Annotated in this window: 12 protein-coding genes; 4 read left to right on the top strand and 8 right to left on the bottom strand. The window is 68.4% G+C overall.

Features of this window, described 5'->3' with window-relative positions:
• Window positions 1–188 precede the first annotated feature (188 nt).
• Window positions 189–2,351, top strand: a complete 2,163-nt coding sequence (locus BLS85_RS05825; protein ID WP_092783619.1) for a tetratricopeptide repeat protein — start codon at window positions 189–191, stop codon at window positions 2,349–2,351.
• A gap of 193 nt (window positions 2,352–2,544) precedes the next feature.
• Here the strand turns inward: BLS85_RS05825 and BLS85_RS05820 are convergent, their stop codons facing one another.
• Both BLS85_RS05820 and BLS85_RS05815 read right to left on the bottom strand, forming a co-directional pair.
• Window positions 2,545–2,913 (bottom strand): hypothetical protein, encoded by a 369-nt coding sequence (locus BLS85_RS05820; protein WP_092783616.1) that lies wholly within the window; start codon window positions 2,911–2,913, stop codon window positions 2,545–2,547.
• Window positions 2,914–3,146: 233 nt separating this feature from the next.
• A complete protein-coding gene (locus tag BLS85_RS05815; RefSeq protein WP_092783613.1) occupies window positions 3,147–3,524 on the bottom strand; it encodes a YrhK family protein in 378 nt (125 codons plus the stop codon).
• Window positions 3,525–3,789: 265 nt separating this feature from the next.
• On the opposite strand from BLS85_RS05815, the gene pgi reads away from it, so the two are divergent.
• Entirely contained in the window at window positions 3,790–5,466 is a 1,677-nt protein-coding gene (gene pgi / locus BLS85_RS05810) for a glucose-6-phosphate isomerase (RefSeq protein ID WP_092783611.1), read from the top strand.
• Between the two features lie 5 nt (window positions 5,467–5,471).
• Window positions 5,472–7,304 (top strand): DNA mismatch repair endonuclease MutL, encoded by a 1,833-nt coding sequence (mutL, locus tag BLS85_RS05805; protein WP_092784039.1) that lies wholly within the window; start codon window positions 5,472–5,474, stop codon window positions 7,302–7,304.
• A 14-nt stretch (window positions 7,305–7,318) separates the two neighbouring features.
• Here mutL and BLS85_RS05800 read toward each other — a convergent pair whose 3' ends face one another.
• Together BLS85_RS05800 and BLS85_RS05795 are read right to left on the bottom strand one after the other, a co-directional pair.
• A complete protein-coding gene (locus BLS85_RS05800) occupies window positions 7,319–10,501 on the bottom strand; it encodes a DUF4062 domain-containing protein (RefSeq protein WP_176793407.1) in 3,183 nt (1,060 codons plus the stop codon).
• 325 nt (window positions 10,502–10,826) lie between these two features.
• Window positions 10,827–15,995, bottom strand: coding sequence for a diguanylate cyclase (locus BLS85_RS05795; protein ID WP_092783605.1), 5,169 nt, complete (start codon window positions 15,993–15,995; stop codon window positions 10,827–10,829).
• Between the two features lie 571 nt (window positions 15,996–16,566).
• On the opposite strand from BLS85_RS05795, the gene gltX reads away from it, so the two are divergent.
• Window positions 16,567–17,952, top strand: a complete 1,386-nt coding sequence (gene gltX, locus BLS85_RS05790) for a glutamate--tRNA ligase (RefSeq protein ID WP_092783601.1) — start codon at window positions 16,567–16,569, stop codon at window positions 17,950–17,952.
• A gap of 140 nt (window positions 17,953–18,092) precedes the next feature.
• Here the strand turns inward: gltX and BLS85_RS05785 are convergent, their stop codons facing one another.
• The 4 genes from BLS85_RS05785 to BLS85_RS05770 all read right to left on the bottom strand — a co-directional run bounded on the left by BLS85_RS05785 (window position 18,093) and on the right by BLS85_RS05770 (window position 21,916).
• Window positions 18,093–18,344, bottom strand: coding sequence for an XRE family transcriptional regulator (locus tag BLS85_RS05785; protein ID WP_143027099.1), 252 nt, complete (start codon window positions 18,342–18,344; stop codon window positions 18,093–18,095).
• A gap of 101 nt (window positions 18,345–18,445) precedes the next feature.
• Window positions 18,446–20,128 carry a Na(+)/H(+) antiporter subunit D gene (locus BLS85_RS05780; protein ID WP_092783595.1) on the bottom strand — a complete coding sequence of 561 codons (1,683 nt, stop codon included), beginning with the start codon at window positions 20,126–20,128 and terminating at the stop codon, window positions 18,446–18,448.
• Window positions 20,118–20,456: a hypothetical protein gene (locus BLS85_RS19415; protein ID WP_245699097.1), complete on the bottom strand. Its 339-nt coding sequence runs from the start codon at window positions 20,454–20,456 to the stop codon at window positions 20,118–20,120. Before BLS85_RS19415 ends, BLS85_RS05780 begins: the two co-directional genes overlap by 11 nt.
• The gene (locus BLS85_RS05770; RefSeq protein ID WP_092784033.1) at window positions 20,453–21,916 is read right to left on the bottom strand and encodes a proton-conducting transporter transmembrane domain-containing protein; all 1,464 of its coding nucleotides are present in this window, start codon (window positions 21,914–21,916) and stop codon (window positions 20,453–20,455) included. The genes BLS85_RS19415 and BLS85_RS05770 overlap by 4 nt, the downstream gene beginning before the upstream one ends.
• Window positions 21,917–21,926 lie beyond the last annotated feature (10 nt).

The raw sequence follows: 21,926 nt of genomic DNA, 5'->3' as shown, positions 1-21,926 counted from the left end.
CGATTGGCGGATTCCTGTCCGGGGGGCGCGGATCGCCCACCATAGTCCGCCCCGGCCGGCCGGAGAAAAGGGTTTGTTGGGGGGCGGCGGGCGAGAAGCCCGCACCCGCCCACACACTGCATCATCGGTTGACCGCCGCGGGCGTCTCGGGCTAATGCGGGAAGGTGGGCCGCGCGAGGGGGATCACGGTGGGCACGCTGACCGACAACCTGGGGAATGTCGCCGCGCTGTGCGTGGGTGGCGCGGCCGTGGCCGTGGCGGCCTCCACAGGGACATTGGGTCTTGCCCCGGGCGCCCTGGAAACGACGGCGGCGGCGGCTGGCGGCCTGATCGGCGGCGTGCTGGGGCGCAAGGACCGCTTCGGGCCGGAGACCGCACGGGTGCTGACGGCCCAGCGCAAGGCCGTGCTGGAGGGGTACGCCGCCTTCGTGGCGGCCGAGGGCGACGACTGGGCCTTGAGGGCGGATCTGACCGCCGCCGACAGCGCCCTGGCCGAGGCCCTGAAGGGCTGTGTGCTGGACCGCCAACGGCTGGCCAAGGCGGCCGTCTCGCCCGAGGGCTTCGCCGAGGCCGCCACGGCGGCGGTCATGGAGGCCCTGGGCAAAGAGCGCCCGGATCTGTTCGGCCCGGAAAAAGCCAAGACCCTGCCCTATGCCTTCGCCCGCGCCGTCATCACCGCCGGGCTGGCGGCGGCATGGCAGAACCGGCGATTCTACGACGCCCTGGAACCGGCCCTGATACTGGAGATGGCGCGCGGGATCGGGGTCCTCGACGAGCGGACCCGGCGCATGGAGGCCATGCTCGCCGATCTGGTCGCGCGCGGCGGCACCGGCGAAGCCCGCGAGTTGCTGGAGAAACTGGCCACGGGGTTCGAGGCCGAGAATCCGAAGGCCGGCCTCGCCGACCTGGAAACCTTCCTGACCGCCAAGGTGGCGGAGTACAAGGGCCTGCGGGAGCGCCTTGCCGCCCTGACCGAGGCCGACGAGCGGGTGCAAAACATCGTCGCGGCGGCGCAGGACGCCATCGACCGGGGCGCCTTCGACGAGGCCGACGCCCGGCTCGCCGACGCCGAGGCGATACAGCAGGAGGAGCGCACCTTGCGTGAGGTGCGCCAGCAGGTGCAGATTCGCGCCACCCGCGCCCAAACCAAGCTGCTGGCCGGGGATGCCGACGCCGCCCTGGCCCATTTCCAGGCCGCCGCCCGGATGCTCGATCCCTTCGACCCCGACGAGGGGGCGCGGGCGCGAGACACGTTCTTGCAGCCCCTGCGCGACCATGGGTTGCGGTTTGGTGGCGCCGGCCTTGCTGGCGCGGCGACTCTGGCGCGGGAAACGTTGTCGCACTGGACCGAAGCAAGGCACGCCTCGCCCTGGGCTCGGACGCAAGTCTGGCTTGGCCTTGCGCTGCAAGAGCAAGGTGGGCGCACCGCCGGACCGGACGGCGCGGCGCTGCTGGCCGAGGCCGTGGAGGCGTATCGGGCCGCCCTGCGAGTGTATTCCGAGGCCGGCCATCCGTTGGACTGGGCCACGACCCAGAACAACCTGGGCAACGCGTTGCGGAACCAGGGCGAGCGCACCCCCGGGCCGGCGGGCGCGGCGCTGCTGGCCGAGGCCGTGGACGCGTACCGCGCCGCCCTGCGGGTGTATTCCGAGGCCGACCATCCGCTGAACTGGGCCGCGACCCAGAACAACCTGGGCAACGCGCTGAGTGTCCAGGGTGAACGTATGCCATGTCCGGACGGCGCGGCGCTGCTGGCCGACGCCGTGGACGCGTACCGCGCCGCCCTGCGGGTGTACACCGAGGCCGACCATCCGCTGGACTGGGCCACGACCCAGACCAATCTGGGCGTCGCGTTCAGCAACCAGGGTGGGCGCACCCCCGGGCCGGCGGGCGCGGCCCTGCTGGCCGAGGCTGTCGATGCCTACCACGCCGCCCTGCGGGTGTATTCCGAGGCCGACCATCCGCTGGACTGGGCCATGACCCAGACCAACCTGGGCGTCGCGTTGAGCAACCAGGGTGAGCGCACCGCCGGACCGGACGGCGCGGCGCTGCTGGCCGAGGCCGTGGACGCGTACCGGGCCGCCCTGCGGGTTTACACCGAGGCCGACCATCCGCTGGACTGGGCCGGGACCCAGAACAACCTGGCCACCGCGTTGCAGAACCAGGGCGGGCGCACTCCCGGGCCGGCGGGCGCGGCCCTGCTGGCCGAGGCGGTGGACGCGTACCGCGCCGCCCTGCGGGTCTACGATCCGGAACACACGGGCTACTACTTCGAAAAGTGCTTCGCCGCCCGCGACCGCGTTGCCGCCCGCCTGCGCGCCCTCGACGGCGACGACGAAGAACCGGTCTAGCGTCGTCCTGCGGGCGTCGCGTCATCCCGAAACGTCCGAAGGACGCGAGGGATCTCCATCCGGATCGAGCCTGCGTCCCGGCGGCATGCCCATGCGGGGGATCCCTCGGCCGCTCCGCGTCCTCGGGATGACGTCATGCCGCCGGCGTCACGCGCGCCACGGCGTTCCGGCCCCGGCCGCTCACCCCGCCCCCCTACCGCGTCAGTACGCCCAGGAAGCGCTGGAACCGGTCGCAGGTGCGGTTGATGGGCGGCGAGACGTTGCAGCCGCAGGCGAAATAGTCCCAATCCACCGTGGCGCAGTCGCGGCCGCGCAGCCGCTGGCGCACGCCCCGCGCGGTGCAGATCTCCTGGGCCTCCCGCGCCGAGTCCATGGGCTGGAAGCTGCCGCCGGGACCGACGTAGTAGAAGATCGACGCTTCGGACTCGTGCCAGACGAAGGTCGGCTTCTTGCTCCGCGTCGTGCATTCGGTGATGTCGGTGGCCGACGCGACCCCCGCGACTCCCCCCGTGATACCCACCGCGACCAGCGCGGCGACGGTCCAACCCAGTCCACGACCCATGAGATTTTCCCCTCCTGCCGGCTGTTCAGCCCTTGGCGGGCCCCATGACACCGGCTTCGCTGATTGTCGACCCATCCCTCTCGCGCCCCACCCGGCTCTCCGACGACACGATGCGGGCGCGGGGGCCGGACGAGGCCGCAGGATCGAGCAAAACATACCAGAAATGAGAGGCGATCTCCGGTTTTTCTGTGTGACGGAATGAAGGCACCAGCGAGACGCATCGCCGCCCGCCCCTAAATCCTCAGCGTCCGGCCCCGGGGGGTGAACGCCGTCAACGCGACCCGCGCCTCCTCCGACAACGCCCGCTCCAGGGAGCGCCGGGTGTGGCCATCATGCAGCATGTGCGCCAGCCGCACCGACGGCTTGGCCGTGAACAGAACGCTGCCGACCACGAACAACCAGATGGCCGGGACCTCGGTCCGGGGCCAGAAGAACAGCACGCTGCCCACGGTGAAGGTCAGCCCGGCCAGGAAGTCGACCGTCAGGTGGCCGAAGGCGTACAGGTCATGCAGGCGCTGCAACCGGTCGCGGGCGGCGTCCAGCGCCGCGCCGTTCGGGTCCGGCGCAGCCCCGCCGGCGGTCTGGTGGTTCTCTGTCGTCGTGTCGGTCATGAGCGTCTCTTTGCTTCTCCTGCATCAGCCGATCATTGGCGGGACAGGCAGCACCACCGCCGGAGCGGCCGCGGCCTTTCCCGGTGCTCGCCATGGATGGTCGGGATTTGGGAGCGACGGCTGCCCCGCGAAAGGGGGCGCGACGCCCGATACCAAGGCCACACGGTTCCCACGCGGCATCAACGGCGTTAGGATGATTGCCGGCTCACCCGATCCCGACAACATCCGCTCCCGATCCCGATCCCTCTCGCCGCCTGGAGGTCCCATGCCGCGCGCGCGCAAATCCGCTGCTCCGTCCGCCGCTTCCCTCACCGACTCCCCGGCCTGGGCCGCGCTGGCCGCCCATCGCGACGCCCTCGCCGGCACGACTATGCGGGAGATGTTCGCCGCCGATCCGGATCGGCACGCGCGGTTCTCGCTGCGCCTGGGCGAGGTGCTGCTGGACTATTCCAAGAACCGCATCACCGAGGAGACGGTGCGCCTGCTGCTCGACCTCGCCGCCGAGACCGGGGTGGAGGCCAAGCGCGACGCCATGTTCACCGGCCAGGCCATCAATACCACCGAAGGCCGGGCGGTGCTGCACGTCGCCCTGCGCAACCGGTCCAACCGGGCCATCCTGGTGGACGGCGCCGACGTCATGCCGGAGGTCAACCGGGTGCTCGACCAGATGCGCGACTTCTGCGCGGCCGTGCGCGACGGCACCTGGACGGGCGCCACCGGCAAGCCGGTCACCGACGTCGTCAACATCGGCATCGGCGGCTCCGACCTGGGGCCGGTCATGGTGGCCGAGGCGCTGAAGCCCTACTGGCACGACCGCATCCGGCCGCATTTCGTCTCCAACGTCGACGGCACCCACATGGCCGAGACCCTGCGCGGCCTGAACCCGGAGACCACGCTGTTCCTGGTCGCCTCCAAGACCTTCACCACCCAGGAGACCCTGACCAACGCTCACACCGCGCGGCGCTGGCTGACGGCGGCCCTGGGCGAGGGCGCGGTGGCCCAGCACTTCGCGGCGCTGTCCACCAACGCGGCCGCCGTCGAGGCGTTCGGCATCGACACCGCCAATATGTTCGCCTTCTGGGACTGGGTCGGCGGGCGCTATTCACTGTGGTCGGCGATTGGGCTTCCCGTTGCCATTACCATCGGCTTCGACCGGTTCGTCGATCTGCTCGACGGCGCCCACGCCATGGACGAGCACTTCCGCACCGCCCCCCTGGGCGAGAACATGCCGGTCATCCTGGCCCTGCTGGGGGTGTGGTACACCAACTTCCACGGCGCGGCGGCGCACGCCCTGCTGCCCTATGACCAGTACCTGCACCGCTTTGCCGCGCATTTCCAGCAGGTGGACATGGAGAGCAACGGCAAGCGCGTCACCCTGGATGGCGCATCGGTGACCTATGACACCGGCCCGGTGATCTTCGGCGAGCCCGGCACCAACGGCCAGCACAGCTTCTATCAGCTCATCCATCAGGGCACGCGGCTGATCCCCTGCGACTTCATCGCCCCGGCCGTCAGCCACAACCCGATGGGCGACCACCATCCGATCCTGCTGTCGAACTTCTTCGCCCAGACCGAGGCGCTGATGAAGGGCAAGACGGAGGACGAGGCCCGCGCCGAACTGGAGGCGTCGGGCAAGTCCGCCGACGAGATCGCCGCCCTGTTGCCGCACAAGGTGTTCCCGGGCGACCGGCCGACCAACTCCATCCTGGTCAAGCGGATCGACCCGCGCGTGCTGGGCAAGCTGGTGGCGCTGTACGAGCACAAGGTGTTCGTCCAGGGCGCGGTGTGGGGTGTGAACAGCTTCGACCAGTGGGGCGTCGAATTGGGCAAGCAACTGGCCAAGGCCATCCTGCCCGAACTGGCGGGCGACGGGCCGGTCTCGGGCCATGACGCCTCCACCAACGGCCTCATCAACGCCTACAAGGAGATGCGGGACTCGTGACGGGCGTGATCCGGGCGCTTCCCGAAACCCTGGTCAACCGCATCGCCGCCGGCGAGGTGGTGGAGCGGCCGGCCAGTGCGGTCAAGGAACTGGTGGAGAACGCCATCGATGCCGGGGCGTCCCGCGTGGACGTCACCCTGTCGCGCGGTGGCAAGGCGTTGATCGCGGTGGTGGACGACGGCCGGGGCATGACCCCGGACGACCTCGCGCTGGCGGTGGAGCGCCACTGCACCAGCAAGCTGACCGCCGACAGCGACCTGACCGACATCCGCACCCTGGGCTTCCGGGGCGAGGCGCTGCCGTCCATCGGCTCGGTGGCGCGGCTGGCGATCACCAGCCGCCCGCCGGGCGCCGATCAGGCGTGGCGCATCGCCGTGGAGTCCGGTGCCGTGGGCGCGGTGGAACCGGCCGCGCACCCGCCGGGCACGCGGGTGGAGGTGTGCGACCTGTTCCACGCCACGCCCGCCCGCCTGAAGTTCCTCAAGGCCGACCGCACCGAACAAAACCACGCCGCCGACATCCTGAAGCGGCTGGCCATGGCCCACCCGGAGGTGGCGTTTTCCCTGTCGGACGGCACGCGGGGGCTGCTGAAGGCGCCGGCGCTGACCGGCGGGCTGTTGGACGACCCCCACGCCGCCCGGCGAGAGCGGCTGGGCGCCGTGCTGGGCCGCGACTTCGCCGCCAACTGCGTGACCGTGGACGTGGACCGCGAGGGTGCGCGCCTGACCGGCCATGCCGGGCTGCCCACCTTCCACAAGGCCACGGCCCAGGACCAGTTCCTGTTCGTCAACGGCCGCCCGGTGCGCGACCGCCTGCTGCACGGGGCGATCCGGGGCGCCTATCAGGATTTTCTGGCGCGCGACCGGCATCCCGTGGTGGCGCTGTATCTGGACCTCGACCCGGCCGCCGTGGACGTGAACGTGCATCCCGCCAAGACCGAGGTGCGCTTCCGCGACGCCGCCCTGGTGCGCGGGCTGATCGTTTCCGGGATCAGGCATGCTTTGGCCGGGGCCGGGCATCGGGCGAGTACAACGGTCGCGGCGGGCGTGCTGGGGCACGCGCGGCCGGAGGGCAGGGAGGAGCGGCCGGCGCCGCGTCTGGCGCTGGGCGGCGGCGCGTGGCGCGGCGGCCTGCGGCCGGCGTCCGACACGCTGGAGACGGCACGGGCGTGGCAGGCTCCCCCACCCGACGCCGGGTTCGCCGAGGCGCCCGCCCCAGTGGCCCAGGCGATGCCGGACGCGGAAACCGACGCGCCCGACGCCCCACTGGGCCGGGCGCGGGCGCAACTGCATGCCACGTATATCGTCGCCGAGACCGTCGACGGGCTGGTGATCGTCGATCAGCACGCCGCCCACGAACGCCTCGTCTACGAACGCATGAAGGACGCGCTGGCCAACGGCGGCATCGCGCGGCAGGGCCTGCTGCTGCCCGAGGTGGTGGACCTGGACGAGGGCGCCGCTTCCCGGCTGGTCGCCCGAGCCGACGAACTGGCCGACCTGGGCTTGGTGGTCGAGGGCTTCGGCCCCGGCGCCGTGGTGGTGCGTGAGGTCCCCGCGCTGCTGGGGCAGGTCAACGCCGCCGGGCTAGTCCGCGACCTCGCCGACGAACTGGCCGAATGGGGCCAGACCCTGGCGCTCAAGGACCGCATGGCCGATGTTTGCGGCACCATGGCCTGCCACGGCTCGGTGCGGGCGGGCCGGCGGTTGAACGAGGCCGAGATGAACGCCCTGCTGCGCCAGATGGAGGCCACGCCGCATTCCGGCCAGTGCAACCACGGCCGCCCGACGTATGTGGAACTGCGGCTGGCGGATATCGAGCGGTTGTTTGGGCGGCGGTAGGGGGGATGAGATCCCTATGCGTCCGGGATTTCGGCGCCCGGGTCAGGGCCGGGCCAGAGAAGCTGCTGGGCCTCCGGGATGGTCTCGGGCTGGCCCTTTGCGACGCGGGTCTCGCGGATGAAGGCGTCGATCTCGTCCTGCAAGGGCAGCGTGTAGTCTTGCGCCGGATCGCACGCGGGCACCGGCGGCGGCGTTTCGCCCAGCGCCCGCAACAGGGCCTCCGCCCGCTCCAGGTGCCAGCGGCGGACGAACGGGTCGCCGTCGGCGACGGCCCAGGTGTGGGCACGGCGCGCCTCAATGACGGCCTCTTCGGGTCGGTTGAGCGCGTGCCACAGATGGGCCACGTCCAGCGCGTCCCGGTCCCGCACGCCTGTCAGGCGTTCGGCCCTGTCCAGGGCGCCGGCGCGGTCGCCGCATCGCAGATTGGCCAGGGCAAGACAGGCCTCCAAGCCCGGGTCCGTCCGGCCGACCTCACGGATCATCCGAAGGGCGCCGTCGAATGCCTCGGCCGCGTCCGTGAAAGCGCCCCGGTCCAGGGCCCAGCGACCCCGAAAAACCAGCAAACTTTGGCGAGCCTCCCAGTGGCGCCCGGCCCGTGCCGCCACCTCCGCGCGGGAGAGGTCGTCTTCAGTCAGCGTCCCCGCCAGAAACCGGCTCCAGGCTTCTAGCCCTTCAAGGCTCCCGGGACGGTACAGCGCACGATCCGTCGGTGGTCGCAGGGCCCGCAGCCGAGCCAACCATGACGCCGCGTCCCGGGGGCGGCCCAATCCCAGCAGAAATTCGGCGAGGGCGAGCATAGACATAAAAAGACTGTCCGGACCCACGGCCCCGACCAGATGATAGTTCCGCCGGGCACAGGCCCAGGCGCGGCGCATGTCATTCACCGCCTGATACCTGAGAACTAGGTTATTGAGACAGACCCGGACGTTGACGGCGTCGCCGTGCCGAAGGGCGATCTCCAGGGCGTTCCCTTGTTGATGCAAGGCCTCACAGTGCAATCCCAATTCAGAGAGGGCAATGGACGCATCATTTGTGAGGGAGGCCGCCACCATGTCGTCCAGTTCCTCGGGATGCCCATCCCACCCACGCGGGAAAAAGGGCGCCAGCAGGCCCAGGATCTCGGCCTCCGCGCCAAGGTTCCAGCTCATTGCGGTACTGAGGTCACCTTGGAATATATTGGCCGCTTCCTTCAGCCGGCCCATGCGGCACAGCACGCGGACCATTTCGATGGCGTCAGCCAGATCCGCCAGGGTCTCCGCGTTCTCGAAGGCGGGCTTGGGGCGGCTGTTGAAATGATCGACCACGTGTTGGCCGAGGGTTCGTGTTTCGTCTTCGTCCAGGCGCCCGGCCACGACGCCCCGCACCACGGGATGCAGGTCATAGCGGTTGGTGTGGGGATCGTGCTGCAGAAATCCGCGTCGCTTCAGCGTGCCGACCTTTTCTTTCAGACGGGCGGGCGCAGCGCGCACCGCATCCGACTTCTGCCACGCGGTGAGGGCGCGTTGATAGGCCGCTTTCGCAGCTCGCTTATTCTTACGATTCGCGGTGCGCCAAAATTTTTCGTTTTCAGGGTCGATGGGTTCCCCTGGTCGACCGGGGTCGATGGCGGTCAGGGTTTCATACTCAATGGCCGTGGACAAAAGGGACATCGCCCCCAACAGGGTCCGGCCCTCGTCCGGCAAGGCGCGAAGGCCGCTTTCCAGAATGTGATTGCGGCGCTGTTTCAGGTCGAGCGATCCAAGGTTCAGGGTCTTGCCGCCCTGGGGGTCCTCCGCCCAGGCATCGAAGTTGCCGGGTGCCGACAGATGCTCGTTGATCAGGCCCGCCAGCACCCCGATGACCAGGGGGTGATTGCCGCAGTTTTCTTTCAGATAGCGCTGCATCTTTGCGCCGCTGCCCGAGACCCCGCAGGTGCGCAACAGGGCCTCGGCGTCCTCCGGGCTCAGACCCTGGAGGAGAACGCGGTCCACGCCCGGCAAGGGTTGATGCGCTGGGTTCAGAAGGGCTCGTGGCGTCAGACGCGACGACACCAGCACGCGGGACGGCGCCGCCGCCGTCAATCGGCGCAACAGGTCGTCGTCCTGGGGGCGAATGGCGTCGCACGGATCCCGGTTGGCGATGGGGTCGGCGGGGGTCTCCACGTCCTCGTCGCGCAGGTGAGGGGCGTCCGATCGATTGTAGGCGACCAGGACCCGCTCCAGGCCGTCCAGCACCAGCAACAACGGCCGCGCGTGTAGTTCCGTCATCAGCCGGTCGGCCAGATCCGGCGCCGGGGTCTTGCGCAGCGTGTCCGGATCCACGCCGGTCATGTAAGCCACCGCATGGCGGCAGAAATCCACCAGGGTCGCGCCGCGTTCATAAAACGAATACCAGAAGCGGCCGGCCCAATCATCGCGCACCGTCACCGCGCGCTGCCCCACCCAGTGCCACGTCAGGATGCTCTTGCCGCTGCCGCCGATGGCCTCGATCAGCATCAGCGGCGGCGCGTCAGCGTCCATGGCGCCGGCCCAGGCGTCGAGAGCCCGCAGTTCCTGTTCACGCCCGAGGAACCGATGAGAGCCGATGTAGTCCGGCACCGCGTGGAACGCGGGCGGGTGCGGCGCTCTGGGCGAGGCACTGGCGAGGGCGACGGGGTCCGGGGCGGCGGCACGGGGTTCCAGATCAGAGGCAAGGTTGCCAATGGCGGGTCCGACCTTCTCCCCAAACTCTTCCAGGCTGTTGAAAACGACGTAGACACGATGAAGCCGGGATCCGTGTCCCATCTGCTTGGCGCGTTCCCTGAAGGCCTCAAGTTTGCGCCGCTTCTCGCCGTCCAACTCAACATTGGCCGGCTCGACCCGGTGCTTCTCTCCCATGATGAACAGCAGGATGGGCCGATTCAGGTCCAGCGCGCGGTTGAACTCCAGCTCCGTGATGGACAGGTCATCCGGATTGCGCTCGGGGTCGGGCGGAATCTGGCCGTATTTGTGGCTGATGACGCCGATGTAGGCGGCGGCGTCATCGATCATCCGCAGGGACTCCGTCAGCACGTCATTCGGGCTGGCGGTGGCGCCCTGAACCTCCATGGCGACCGGATAGAGGCGACGCCCTTCAATCGCCTGGATCGCCTTGGCGCGGTGCTCTTCAAGGTCGGTGAAGGTACTCGACACCATCACGCCGAGGTACTGGCGGGGCCGTGAGGCTTCGGAAGACGGCATATGATACTCGGCGCTATCGAGAAACGGGCGGGTAACGCCGCTCAGTCTGCCACCCGGATGGGTTTGGAGCAACGGCCGGGTGGCAAGCGGCGGCACCCACACGCCTCCCGCGCCGGCCCGGAACGGGCAGCATCCGGGCGCGTTAATCCGATCGCCGGGCGGCCTTGTCCCTGGTCCGCCGGATCGGCTTCCGGTCTGATTCCGGCCGACGATAGAATTGACTCGTCCGGCTCTGGGGCACTTTGGGGCGGCGTTGATTCTGAGCCGTTCGTTTGTCTCGCTGTAGCGCCCCTTCGGGGCGCGCGGCTCCGCCGCGTCGGCGCGGTCACACCACCCGGCCCCGCTGGTGCGACCGAACCTGATTGCGGCCGTGTTCCTTGGCTGCATACAGGGCTTCGTCCGCCCTTTGGAACAGCGAGGCCGGGGGGTCGGCCGGGTCCAGCGCGGCCACGCCGGCGCTGGCGGTCAAGGCTTCGCCGACATCCGGCAGGCGGGTGGCCGCGATGGCCGCGCGGATGTCTTCCATCAGCGTGCGGGCGCCGTCCAGGTCGGTCTCGGGCATCAGGATACAGAATTCCTCGCCGCCCCAGCGCGCCACGGTATCGGCGGAGCGCACCCGCGCCGTCAACACCCGCGCCACCGTTTCGAGCACCCGGTCGCCGCAGGCATGCCCATAGCGGTCGTTGAACCGCTTGAAATGATCGATGTCGACGATTGCCATGCTCAGCGCCTTGTCGTAGCGCTTGGCCCGTTCCAGTTCCTTGACGAGGGTTTCGTCGAAGAAGCGCCGATTGCACAGGCCGGTCAGGGCGTCGGTGGAGGCCATGCGCTGGATGATGGCGTTCTTTTCCAGCAACTCGCGGTTGGCTTCCTCGGTGATGTCGTTGGCGCGGCGGAGTTCGACGGCCTGGGCTTCCAGTTCGATCTGAATCTTGGTGACAGACTCGTACGCCTCGGACAGTTCCGACATTTTCTCCTGCAGTTCCCTGGTTCGTTCCGCCACCCGCGCCTCAAGCTTTTCGTAAAGACGGGCGTTTTCCAGCGACACCGCGATCTGACCGGCGAGCATGTCGAGGACGGCCACCCGCTGCTCGGTGAACGCGTTCGGCGTGACCCGGTTCTCCAGGTACAGCAGGACAACCACCTCGTCCCGGGCGCGGATCGGCAGGCACAGGGCGGAGCGGATGTGGTGGCGTTCCAGCGGAACGTCGAAACCGGCCCGCCCTTCGGGCGCGCGCGCCGGCACGATCACGGTCTCGCGGGTGGCCCTCACGCGGTTGACCAGGGCCAGGGGCAGCAGCCCCTCGGTCACCGGACCATCGGCATCGGGACGCACCCGGGTTGGTTCGCCGGCTTTCTTCTCGGCCCACAGCGTGATGTCGCTGCCGGCTTCGGTCCGCAGCAGCATGCCCCGATCCGCCCCGGCGTTTTCGAGAACGGTCTGCATCATGCGGTCCAGCAGCCGGCTGAGCACGATTTCGGCGCCGATGGCCTGGGATGCCTTCAATACGGCGCCCAGGTCCAGGTCCAGGTGGGTGATGGACTCCCGGGGCTCGACCTCGCCGGCGCGCTCGCCGCCCGGCCCGATGCCCCCGTCGATGGTCAACAGGGGGCCGTGCCTCGCCTTCATGTGCGCGACCTTGGCCCCCGCCCCCCACGATGCATAGGCGCGGGTCGCGTCGCGAAGAGCCATGGCGCCAACCTGGAGGCGGCCCTCTTCCAGGCAAACGCGCCCCAGCCACTCCTGGATCACGGCCTGATCCCAGAGGTAGCCGTGCCGCTTGGCCCCATCGATCGCGGCGTCGAGCAGGTCCAATGCGCCGTTGCGGTCTCCGTCCAGCCAGGCCAGGAGCCCGGCCATGGCGGCATGCTTGTGGGCGAAATTCATCGGCCCGTGTTCCGCCCACTGGCGCATGTCCTCGACCTGGGCGTCCATGGCGGCGCGGATCTCGCGGCGTTGATCCGGCGTGGGCGGCGCGTCGGCGTCGCGCAGCATCATCACCCGTCCCATGAACCCGAAGAACTGGAACACCGGCACGATGACGATGCCGTTGCAGGCCGCGAGAAACTGTCGGCCCGTCTCCACGTGATCGGGAATGCGCGCCTTGTCCTCGAACGTGACCGCCAGGATCAGCTTGCACAGGTGATACAGCAGCACAAAGGTCTTGTCGGGCTCGTCAGGACCCGGCGCGCTGACCCGCTCGTCGAAGATCTCGCCCTCAAGCGCGACCGGATCGGCCGAGCCCGCGCGCAGACCGCGGACGGTCTGCTGGAATAGGCGGGTCCAGCGCCCGATTTCATGATGCCCGCAATCGTCTTCGATCACCGCGAGGCGTTCGGCCATGGTGGCTTCGACCTCGGCCAGCCGCGTGCCGACCCACAACGTATGATGGCAGTAAACGTGCGAGTTCAGTGACGCATACAACACGTCGCCATGGCTGTACGCCTGACGATACCCCTCCATCAAGGGTGCCAGGGTTTCGGTCAGGTGGTGGCGCCAGTGATGCACGAACAGATAGACGTTCAGATACAGCCGGCCCTTGACGTGTCCGGCCTTGAAGCGATCAGCCAGTTTGAACGCCAACTCACCGAAGGCCTGTCCCTGCTCATACTGGCGGGCCACCACGCACAAGGCCATGGCATAGGTGGAATAGCCGGCCACCGCGTCGGCGCTGTTGCCGTGCCTGACGAACCATTCGACCTGCTTGAACACCATGCACAGGAACAAGGTCGGCTCCGAGTTGAACGTCGGGCCAGCCATGGCGTTGCAGATGCGCATGAACCGATGCGCCGTGGGGTCGGTCATCTCGGGCAGCGAGGCCAGATCCTCGATGGAGCGATCCGCCATCACCGCCTGAACCCGCCCAAGGCCGGCGCCGATGTCCTCGCCAGTCGGGTGGCGCGGGAATGACACCCCCAGCTCTTCCAGGAACGCGAGGCCGATATCGATGGATTCAGCCATGGCGCCATCGGCGTTGGCCCTGAGGATCTGGTATTGGACCACCAGGGTTTTGTCCAACGGCGTGGCGGCGTGATCCAGTACCGCCTGAATGATAGCGTCCAGAACGTCGGTTTGGTGGGTGATATAGGCCCCGGCCACGGCTTGCTCATGCAGGCCAAGGGTCAGGGTGTAGGCAACGTCCCAGGGGGCCTCTGGCAACAGCGCCAAGCCCAATCGCGCATACTCCAGCATTGGCCCGAAGCCGCCGGTGGTGGCGGCCTTCCGGCTGGCGAGCAGGGCCAGACCGGCTACCTCCAGGCGCTCCGACGGGTCGTCCAGCAGGGCCCGCGCCCACTGGAAGTGATACATCAGTTGAAAGACGTGATCGTCGATGGCGAGGTCTGACAGGGTGTCGCGCAGAGTGCGCCCGATCCGCAGGTGCGCGGCCGTGCGCTCGTCGCGGTCAAGCAGGGCGAGCGCGGCTTCCTGGATCCGGTCGTGGACGAACCGGTAAGAGGCATCGGGATGCTCCACCGAAGGGCGACCCGTCGCCCCGATCCCGGCGTGCCGCCCGGTGGGCTCCACCAGTCCGGCGTCCATGGCGTGGGCCATCGCCCGCACGGTTTGGGTCAGCGACTGATCGCTCAGCGCGGCCAGGGTCTTCAGGCCGACGCCGGCATCGGCGCAGGCGTTCATGACCAAGACCCGCTTGGTCGCCTCCGGCAGGGAGTGCAGCCGTTCGACCATCAGGTCGGCCACGTTCTCGGCGGCGGCCATTCGCTCGACGCAACCGGGAGACCAGTCCCATCGGCCCCGCCGATGATCGAAGGCCAGGCGGCCGCCTCGGATCAGGGTTTGAAGGAACTGGGTCAGGAAGAACGGATTGCCCAGGGTCTTGTCGAAACAGACACGGGCCAGGTCCGCGACATCCTCGACCGGTCGGCGCAGGCATTCGGCCACCAGGTCGGTGACGGACCCTCTCCCCAGCCGGGAGAGATGGACGGTGGACAGCCCGACCGGGGCTTGTTCGAGATCGGCCATGGCGTCTCGCAACGGATGGCCGGCCTGAACCTCGTTGTCCCGGTACGTGCCGACGATCAGCAGATGATGCAACTCGTCGTCGCGGCCGAGGGCGGCCAGGGTCTGCAACGAGACGACGTCGGCCCACTGCAGGTCATCGAAGAACAGCACCAGCGCCCGACCGTGGGCGGTAAAGGCCTGGAGGAGCTCACGAACAATGAGGAAAGCGCGGGCCTGGGCCTCGTGAGTCGGGACTTGCTGGGCCTTGGTCGCGGGGGGCAATAGGGTCGCGAGGCCGGGAACCAGTTCCGCCGCCAGCGCCGCGTTTTCGTCCAGGCGCCGAGGCAGGCTGTCACGGAACGCCGCGACCGCCTCTTTGTCCTGGGCCAGCATGTCGGAGACCAACTGCCCCAGGGTCTCGCGGATGGGCAGGTACGGCACGGAACTGGCGGACGGATCCAGCTTGGCGGACACGAATCGGTCGGTCGATCCGTCCAAAGCGACTTCCAATTCGCGGACCAGCCGGGTCTTGCCGCTGCCGGATTCGCCGGCGATCAACACCACCTCGAACCCACCCAGGCGGGCGCGGTCGTGGGCGATCCGCAGCGTCGCGATCTCCTGGTTTCGGCCGTGGGCCCGCGCCGGCGGACGCAGGTCGCTCGGAGGGTCCGCGGCGTGTAGGCGCACGGTCTCAAGCGGCTCGTCCGTGCGCGCTTGGGCCAGCAGAGCCTCCAGGTCGGCTCGCAAGCCGAACGCGCTCTGGTAGCGGTCGTGGGGGTCCTTGGCCAACAGCCGGCCGACCACGGCGGCCACCGGTCCGGGGACCCGTGGGTCGAGGTCGGACACATCGGGGGGCGGTCGGGTCAGGTGAGCATGAACCACCTCCAACGGTTCTTGGGACCGAAACGGAACCTCCCCGGTCAGGCCTTCAAACAGCATCACGCCCAGGGAATACAGATCGCTGCGGTGATCGATGGGAGAGCCGGTTCGCCCCGTCTGTTCCGGCGAGATGTAGGACAACACCCCCACCAAGTCCTCCGACTCGGCGGAATAGGGCAGACCGGGGTCGCGTCTCACCGCCACCGCCGCATCCATGAGGTGCACATTGTCCGTTTCAGCGGACCACAGGAAGCTCGTCGGATTGACGTTGCGATGGACGATCCAGGCGCCATGCAGATCCTGAAGGGCGTCGGCGATGTCCACGGCCCAGGACAGGACCCGCGTCCAGGGAATCGGAGCCTCCCTCAGGGCCTCTGACAGCACCCGGCCCGGTTGATCGTCGAACACGATGGCCCTGGCCCCATTGAACAGGCCAAGCGCGTTCGGCCGCAGGATGCGGTCCCCATCCCCCAGCGAGAGAACCTGGAATTCCCGCTCCAACGCCTTGTGACAGGCTTGGTAGGTCGCTTCCGGGAGATCGTCGGCGTTCATCGCCTTGACGATGACGCGTTGTCCACGCTCGTGATCAAACGCCCGCAGATACCGGAACAGGTGGCCTTGGTAGATCAGGTCCTCGACTGCATACTGTGGCATTGTCTTGGGTCTGAGGTTGTTGCCGGGTGGAAGGGTACGCGAGCGGAAACGGACCTGGGATTATACTACTGCTGTGCCGAGCTTCGACTCAAACCAATTATGGGCACTCGCATGACGTTGTCGGAAAAGAAATGATTAATCGCGACGCGGATTTATTCTGTGGTTGGCTATGGAACGGTCGGGCAATTTCGATGCGGAAACGATCGCCGCCTGGCTGAGGTGTGCGCGCATGGGTCGGTGCCACGCCGCCAAAACGACCGATGCGACATCGCCTTGAACGCGATAGGGCCGCCGATGCCGTCGCTCTGGGGCCGGGCAACGACGGCCTATCTTCTCGACATCGGTACGCCGAATGACTCGTTGCCACCCCTTTTGACCGCCCGCAAGAGCCAAAGGGTCAGAATCGGCCCGACGCATCTCGCCTTGCGGACCGATCCGCCCCTTTGGGGGCGCCACTCCTCGCAATAGCTCGACACCTTGGCGGATCCCTTGCTGCGCCTGCCCTCTGGCGTCCCGGGCGCGGTCGTGCGACAACCGCCGCCGTCCGTCCCCACTGACCGAGCCCGCCGTCATGTCCACCGTCCGCGTCCGCTTCGCCCCCAGTCCCACCGGCCGCCTGCATGTCGGCAACGCGCGCGCCGCCCTGGTCAACTGGCTGTTCGCCCGTCGGGCCGGCGGCGTGTTCGTGCTGCGCTTCGACGACACCGACGCGGAACGCTCCCGCCCCGAATTCGTCGAGGCCATCCGGGAGGATCTGCGCTGGCTGGGCCTGACCTGGGACGAGGAGGCATTCCAGTCCGCCCGCGCCGACCGCCATGCCGAGATCGTCGGGCGCCTGACGGCCGAGGGGCGGCTGTACGCCTGCTATGAGACGTCGGAGGAACTGGAGTACAAGCGCCGCCGTCAGCGGGCGATGGGCCGGCCGCCGATCTACGACCGTGCCGGGTTGTCGCTGTCCGACGACGAGCGCGCCCGCCTTGAGGCCGAGGGCCGCCGGCCGCACTGGCGCCTGAGACTGGATCACGAGGACATCCGCTGGGACGATCTGGTGCGCGGACCGTGCCACTACGACTCCGCCCACCTGTCCGACCCGGTCCTGGTGCGCGAGGACGGCACGCTGCTCTACACCCTGCCGTCGGTGGTGGACGATATCGACATGGGCATCACTCATGTGGTCCGGGGCGAGGACCATGTGGTCAACACGGCGGTGCAGATCCAGCTTTGTCGCCTGCTGGGCGGGGAGCCGCCGGCCTATGCCCATCTGTCGCTGCTGACCGATGCCGGCGGCGAGGGCCTGTCGAAGCGCCTGGGCAGCCTGTCGCTCGCCGATCTGCGCGCCGACGGCCTGGAGCCGATGGCCGTCAACGCCCTGCTGGCGCGTCTGGGCACATCGGACGATATCGCGCCGGCTTCCAACCTGGCGTCCCTGGTTGACGGCTTCGACCTGTCGCACTTCGGGCGGGCGACGCCGAAGTTCGATCCGGCCGACTTGGCGCGCCTGAACGCTCGGCTGCTGCACGCCATGCCCTACGAGACCGCGCAGCCGCGGCTGAGGGCGCTGCGCGCCGACGGTGGCGCGGCGTTCTGGGAGGCGATTCGCGGCAACCTGGACCGGCTCGCCGACGCCGGGGAATGGCACGCCGTTGCCTTCGGCGACATCGTCCCGCGCGCGCGCGCGGCGGAAGATGCGGGCTTTCTGGGCACCGCCCTGGAGGCCTTGCCCGAGGAGCCATGGGACGGGGCCACCTGGGGCGCCTGGACCGGGGCCCTGAAGGCCGCCACCGGGCGCAAGGGCAAGGGGCTGTTCATGCCGTTGCGGCTGGCCCTGACGGGGCTCGATCACGGTCCGGAACTGGCGGCGCTGCTGCCGCTGATCGGGCGCTCGCGAGCCGCCGGCCGTCTGGAGCGGGCCGCCGCCGCTGCCGGATCCTCGCGGGATCATACGAAGTCCGTTTGATCCGTTCGCAAATGCGTAGGTTGGGGTGAGCGCAGCGAACCCCAACATCGGTCGGATCCGTTGGGGTTCGGTGCGTGGCACTTCACCCCAACCTACGGAAATCCGGTCGAAGAACGCGAACCAATCAAGCGGTTTTCGGATCAGATCAACTGAAGCGAGATCGACCGTCCCAGCGCCCGCGCGGCGCGGCCCAGCACCGACAGCGACACGGTGTCGGCGTTCGGATCCAACAGGTGGTCCAGGTCGTTCTGGCTGATTTCCATGCGTCGGGCCATGGCGTCGCGGGACAGGCCCTGCTCTTCCATGGCCTCCACGAGCTTCGAGGCGAGCACGCGCTTGATGGCGCGTTCTCCCGGAAGGTCCCACGGATCGGGGTCTGGGGGTCGTTTCATGGTCAGGTCGATGTCTCCCAGCGTTTGTCGGTCATGCGATACCCGCGTGATGGGGTCGCGCGGAGCGGGGGGCGGCGCCAGCCTCCGCGTCACGCCTCCGGTCACAGAAAGAACAGCAGCAGATACAGCAGCAGGAATAGCGCCACCATGCCCGCCGAGGCGTTGATCGGCCAGGCGCGGCCCAGGGCGCCGTACGGGCCGTGGGTGCGCGCGATCAGCGCGATCAGACCGCCGATGCCGCGCCGCGCGGCGCCCAGTCCGCCGGTCCACACCGGCCCCACCGTGCGCAGCAGGAAGTTCGCTGTGGCCGGCCCGGCGACCCGCCACATCCAGTCCCAATCCAGGGTGAGGGTCAGGGTCCGCTTCATCAGCGGCAGCAGGATGAAGAACGCCAGTCCGGAGAACAGCAGCAACTGAAGCTGGGTGACCACATGGGCGCCAGTGTAGGACTCGTACTCGACCGGGTACGGCAACAGCATGTACAGCGGATCCGGCCACACGCCGATGAAGATGCACAGTCCGGCGAACAGCAGCATGGCGAAGATCATCGGCAGCGGCGCTTCGTCCGGGCGCAGGCCGCTGTCCTTCTGGAAGAACACGAACCAGGGGAACTTGATGCCGGCATGCAGGAACACGCCCGCGCTGGCCGCCTGCAACAGCATCCAGGCCCACATCATGTGCTCGTCGGCAGCACCCTGGGTGATCATCGACTTGGTGACGAAGCCGGAGGTCCACGGGAACGCCGAGATGGCCAGCGCGCCCACGATGCCGCAGAACGCGGTGATCGGCATGGTCCGGAACAGCCCGCCCAGATCGGTGCATTTGCGCAGGCCGGTCATGTACAGCACCGAGCCCGCGCTCATCAGCAACAGCGCCTTGTAGATGATGTGGGCGAAGGCATGGGCGGCGGCGCCGTTCAGCGCCATCTCGGTGCCGATGCCGATGCCGCAGACCATGAACCCGACCTGGTTGATGATGGAATAGGCCAGGATGCGCCGCATGTCGTTTTCCAGCAGCGCGTAGATGATGCCGTAGAACACCATGTAGAGGCCGACCCAAATCAGGATCTCGGTGCCCGGGAAGCCGCGCAGCAGTACATAGACGGCGGTCTTGGTGGTGAAGGCGGACAGGAAGACGGTGCCGCTCCACGAGCCTTCCGGATAGGCGTCGGGCAGCCACGCCGTCAGCGGTGGTGCCCCGGCGTTGATTAGGAAGCCGATCAGGATCATCCAGGTGGCCCAGGAGTCCGCCTGCATGGCGGTGAAGTCCGCCGAGCCGGTGGCCGTGATCTGGCCGGTGATCCCGGCCATCAGCACCACGCCGCCCAACAGGTGGATGAAGACATAGCGCAAGCCGGCGGCGCGGCTTCTGTCGGTGTTCGACGACCAGATGACCAGCGTCGAGGCGATGGCCATCAGCTCCCAATAGATGAACACGCCCAGCAGGTCGCCGGAGAACACCACCCCCATGGCGCCGCCAGCGTAGACCAGGGCCGAGGCACTCTCCAGGACCTTCTTCTGCGGCAGCGCGTAAAGACCGCCGACCACGGCCATCAGTCCGAAGATGGTGCCGAACAGGCGCGACAGGGCGTCGGCCTCCACCAGTTCCAGGGTGTAGCCCAGGTACTCGACAGAGGAGGCGACGCCGTCGGGCAGCGTCCAGACATGGGCGAGGCCGATCAGCGGCGCCAGCAGCGTCATGGCCATGCGGCCGCCGCGCGGCAGCATCGGCAGCAGCAGCCCGCCCAGGATCAGGAACAGACCGGGGGAGACGTTACCCAGCATCGTAGTACGTGTCCTTGCGCTTCAGGGCCACGCCCAGGCCCTTGGCGAACAGCACCATGGCGACACAGCTCAGGAAGCCGAACCAGGCATGGAAGCCGAACCAGCCATCGACGCCGAAATGCGGATGCAGGTGGACGAACACCTCGGCCAAAACGGTCAGCGCCAGCACGATGCCGAACCCCCACCACAGGATCCGGATGCCCTTCGGCGTGACGAACCAGGGCTGCTTTTCGTCGGGCGCCCGGGTCAGCGGCATGGTGCCGCACGGCGGCAGTTCGGTCACCTGAACGATGCGCGGCGCGTCGGTGCCCGTGTCGGTGTGGGTCACGGTCGTCCTCCCACAAGCTGTTCGGCCAGGGCCAGGAAGGAATCCGGGAAGAAGAACAACAGCAGGCTGCCCAGGGCGGTGAAACTCAGCGCCACGACGATGGGTGTCGGCGCCTCGCCGTGGTCGTGCTCCGGGTCCACCGGGGCCGGCCGGGTGGCGAAGGCGCGATGGACGATGGGCAGGAAGTACGACGCATTCAGCACCGTGGAGGCGAAAATGACGGCGATGGCCGCCCACGCCTGGGCGTCGTAGGCCCCGGACAGCATGAACCACTTGGAGACGAAGCCGGCCGTCGGCGGCACCCCGATCATGGACAGCGAGCCGATGAAAAAGGCGCCCATCGTCACCGGCATCTTCCAGCCGATGCCGTCAAGCTGGCTGATCTCGGTCTTGTGCGCGGCGGTGTAGATGGAGCCGGCGGCGAAGAAAAGCGTGATCTTGCCGAAGGCGTGCGCCATGATGTGCAGGGCCGCGCCCATCACCGACAGCGGCGCCAGGATCAGCGCGGCCAGCACCACATAGCTCAACTGACTGATGGTGGAATAGGCCAGTCGGCGCTTCAGGTTGTCCTGCCGCAGGGCGACGAAACTCGCCGCCAGGATGGTGAACCCGGCGAAGGCGGCGATCCACTCGGTGCCGGCGGTGCCGTTGAGCAGGTCCAGCCCGAAGACGTAAACCACCACCTTGACCACCGTGAACACGCCGGCCTTGACCACGGCGACGGCGTGCAGCAGGGCGGAGACGGGCGTCGGCGCCACCATGGCCGCCGGCAGCCAGCGATGGAACGGCATCACCGCCGCCTTGCCGATGCCGAACACGAACAGCGCCAGCAGCACCAGCACCGGCCAGCCCTCGATCTTGCCGGCCAGCAGCCCGCCCGGCACGAAATCCAGGCTGCCCGCCAGCATCCAGCAGGCGATGATGGCCGCCAGCTGCAGGCCGATGGACGTGCCCATCAGGATGCCCAGATAGACGCGTCCCGACCGTTTGGCCTCGTCTGTGCCCTTGTGGGTGACCAGCGGCACGGTGCTGATGGTCATCAGTTCGTAGAACAGGAACAGCGTCAGCAGGTTGCCGGCGTAGGCGATGCCCATGGCCGAGACGATGGCGACGGCGAAACAGGCGTAGAAGCGGGTCTGGGCGTGCTCGTTGTTGCCGCGCATGTAGCCCACGGAATAGATCGTGGTGACGATCCACAGCAGGCTGGCGATCATGGCGAAGATCTGACCCAGCGGCTCGACGGAGAAGGCCAGTGGCACGCCGGGGATGACCTCCCACAGGGTCAGGCCGGGACGCGCCCCCACCAGCACCGGGCCGAGCAGCGAGAACACCATGGCCCCCAGGGCGAAAGCGACCAGCAGGGTCGCGCCCTCGCGTACGTTCGGCCAGCGGCCGAGCACCAGCGTCAGCAGCGCCGCCAACGCCGGCAGGATCAGGCTGGCGCCGATGGTTTGCGTCATGTCGAGGCCG

It is taken from the genome of Rhodospira trueperi (assembly GCF_900101965.1).
GTDB classification, from domain to species: domain Bacteria; phylum Pseudomonadota; class Alphaproteobacteria; order Rhodospirillales; family Rhodospirillaceae; genus Rhodospira; species Rhodospira trueperi.
The sequence above is the reverse complement of the archived record's forward strand: the minus strand, read 5'-3'. Positions and strand labels throughout refer to the sequence as shown.

Excerpts from the sequence above, each read along its gene's own strand:
- BLS85_RS05820 (WP_092783616.1), bottom strand. The coding sequence starts at position 2,913 with ATGGGTCGTGGACTGGGTTGGACCGTCGCCGCGCTGGTCGCGGTGGGT.
- BLS85_RS05815 (WP_092783613.1), bottom strand. The coding sequence starts at position 3,524 with ATGACCGACACGACGACAGAGAACCACCAGACCGCCGGCGGGGCTGCG.
- pgi (WP_092783611.1), top strand. The coding sequence starts at position 3,790 with ATGCCGCGCGCGCGCAAATCCGCTGCTCCGTCCGCCGCTTCCCTCACC.
- BLS85_RS05800 (WP_176793407.1), bottom strand. The coding sequence starts at position 10,501 with ATGCCGTCTTCCGAAGCCTCACGGCCCCGCCAGTACCTCGGCGTGATG.
- BLS85_RS05795 (WP_092783605.1), bottom strand. The coding sequence starts at position 15,995 with ATGCCACAGTATGCAGTCGAGGACCTGATCTACCAAGGCCACCTGTTC.
- gltX (WP_092783601.1), top strand. The coding sequence starts at position 16,567 with ATGTCCACCGTCCGCGTCCGCTTCGCCCCCAGTCCCACCGGCCGCCTG.
- BLS85_RS05785 (WP_143027099.1), bottom strand. The coding sequence starts at position 18,344 with ATGAAACGACCCCCAGACCCCGATCCGTGGGACCTTCCGGGAGAACGC.
- BLS85_RS05780 (WP_092783595.1), bottom strand. The coding sequence starts at position 20,128 with ATGCTGGGTAACGTCTCCCCCGGTCTGTTCCTGATCCTGGGCGGGCTG.
- BLS85_RS05770 (WP_092784033.1), bottom strand. The coding sequence starts at position 21,916 with ATGACGCAAACCATCGGCGCCAGCCTGATCCTGCCGGCGTTGGCGGCG.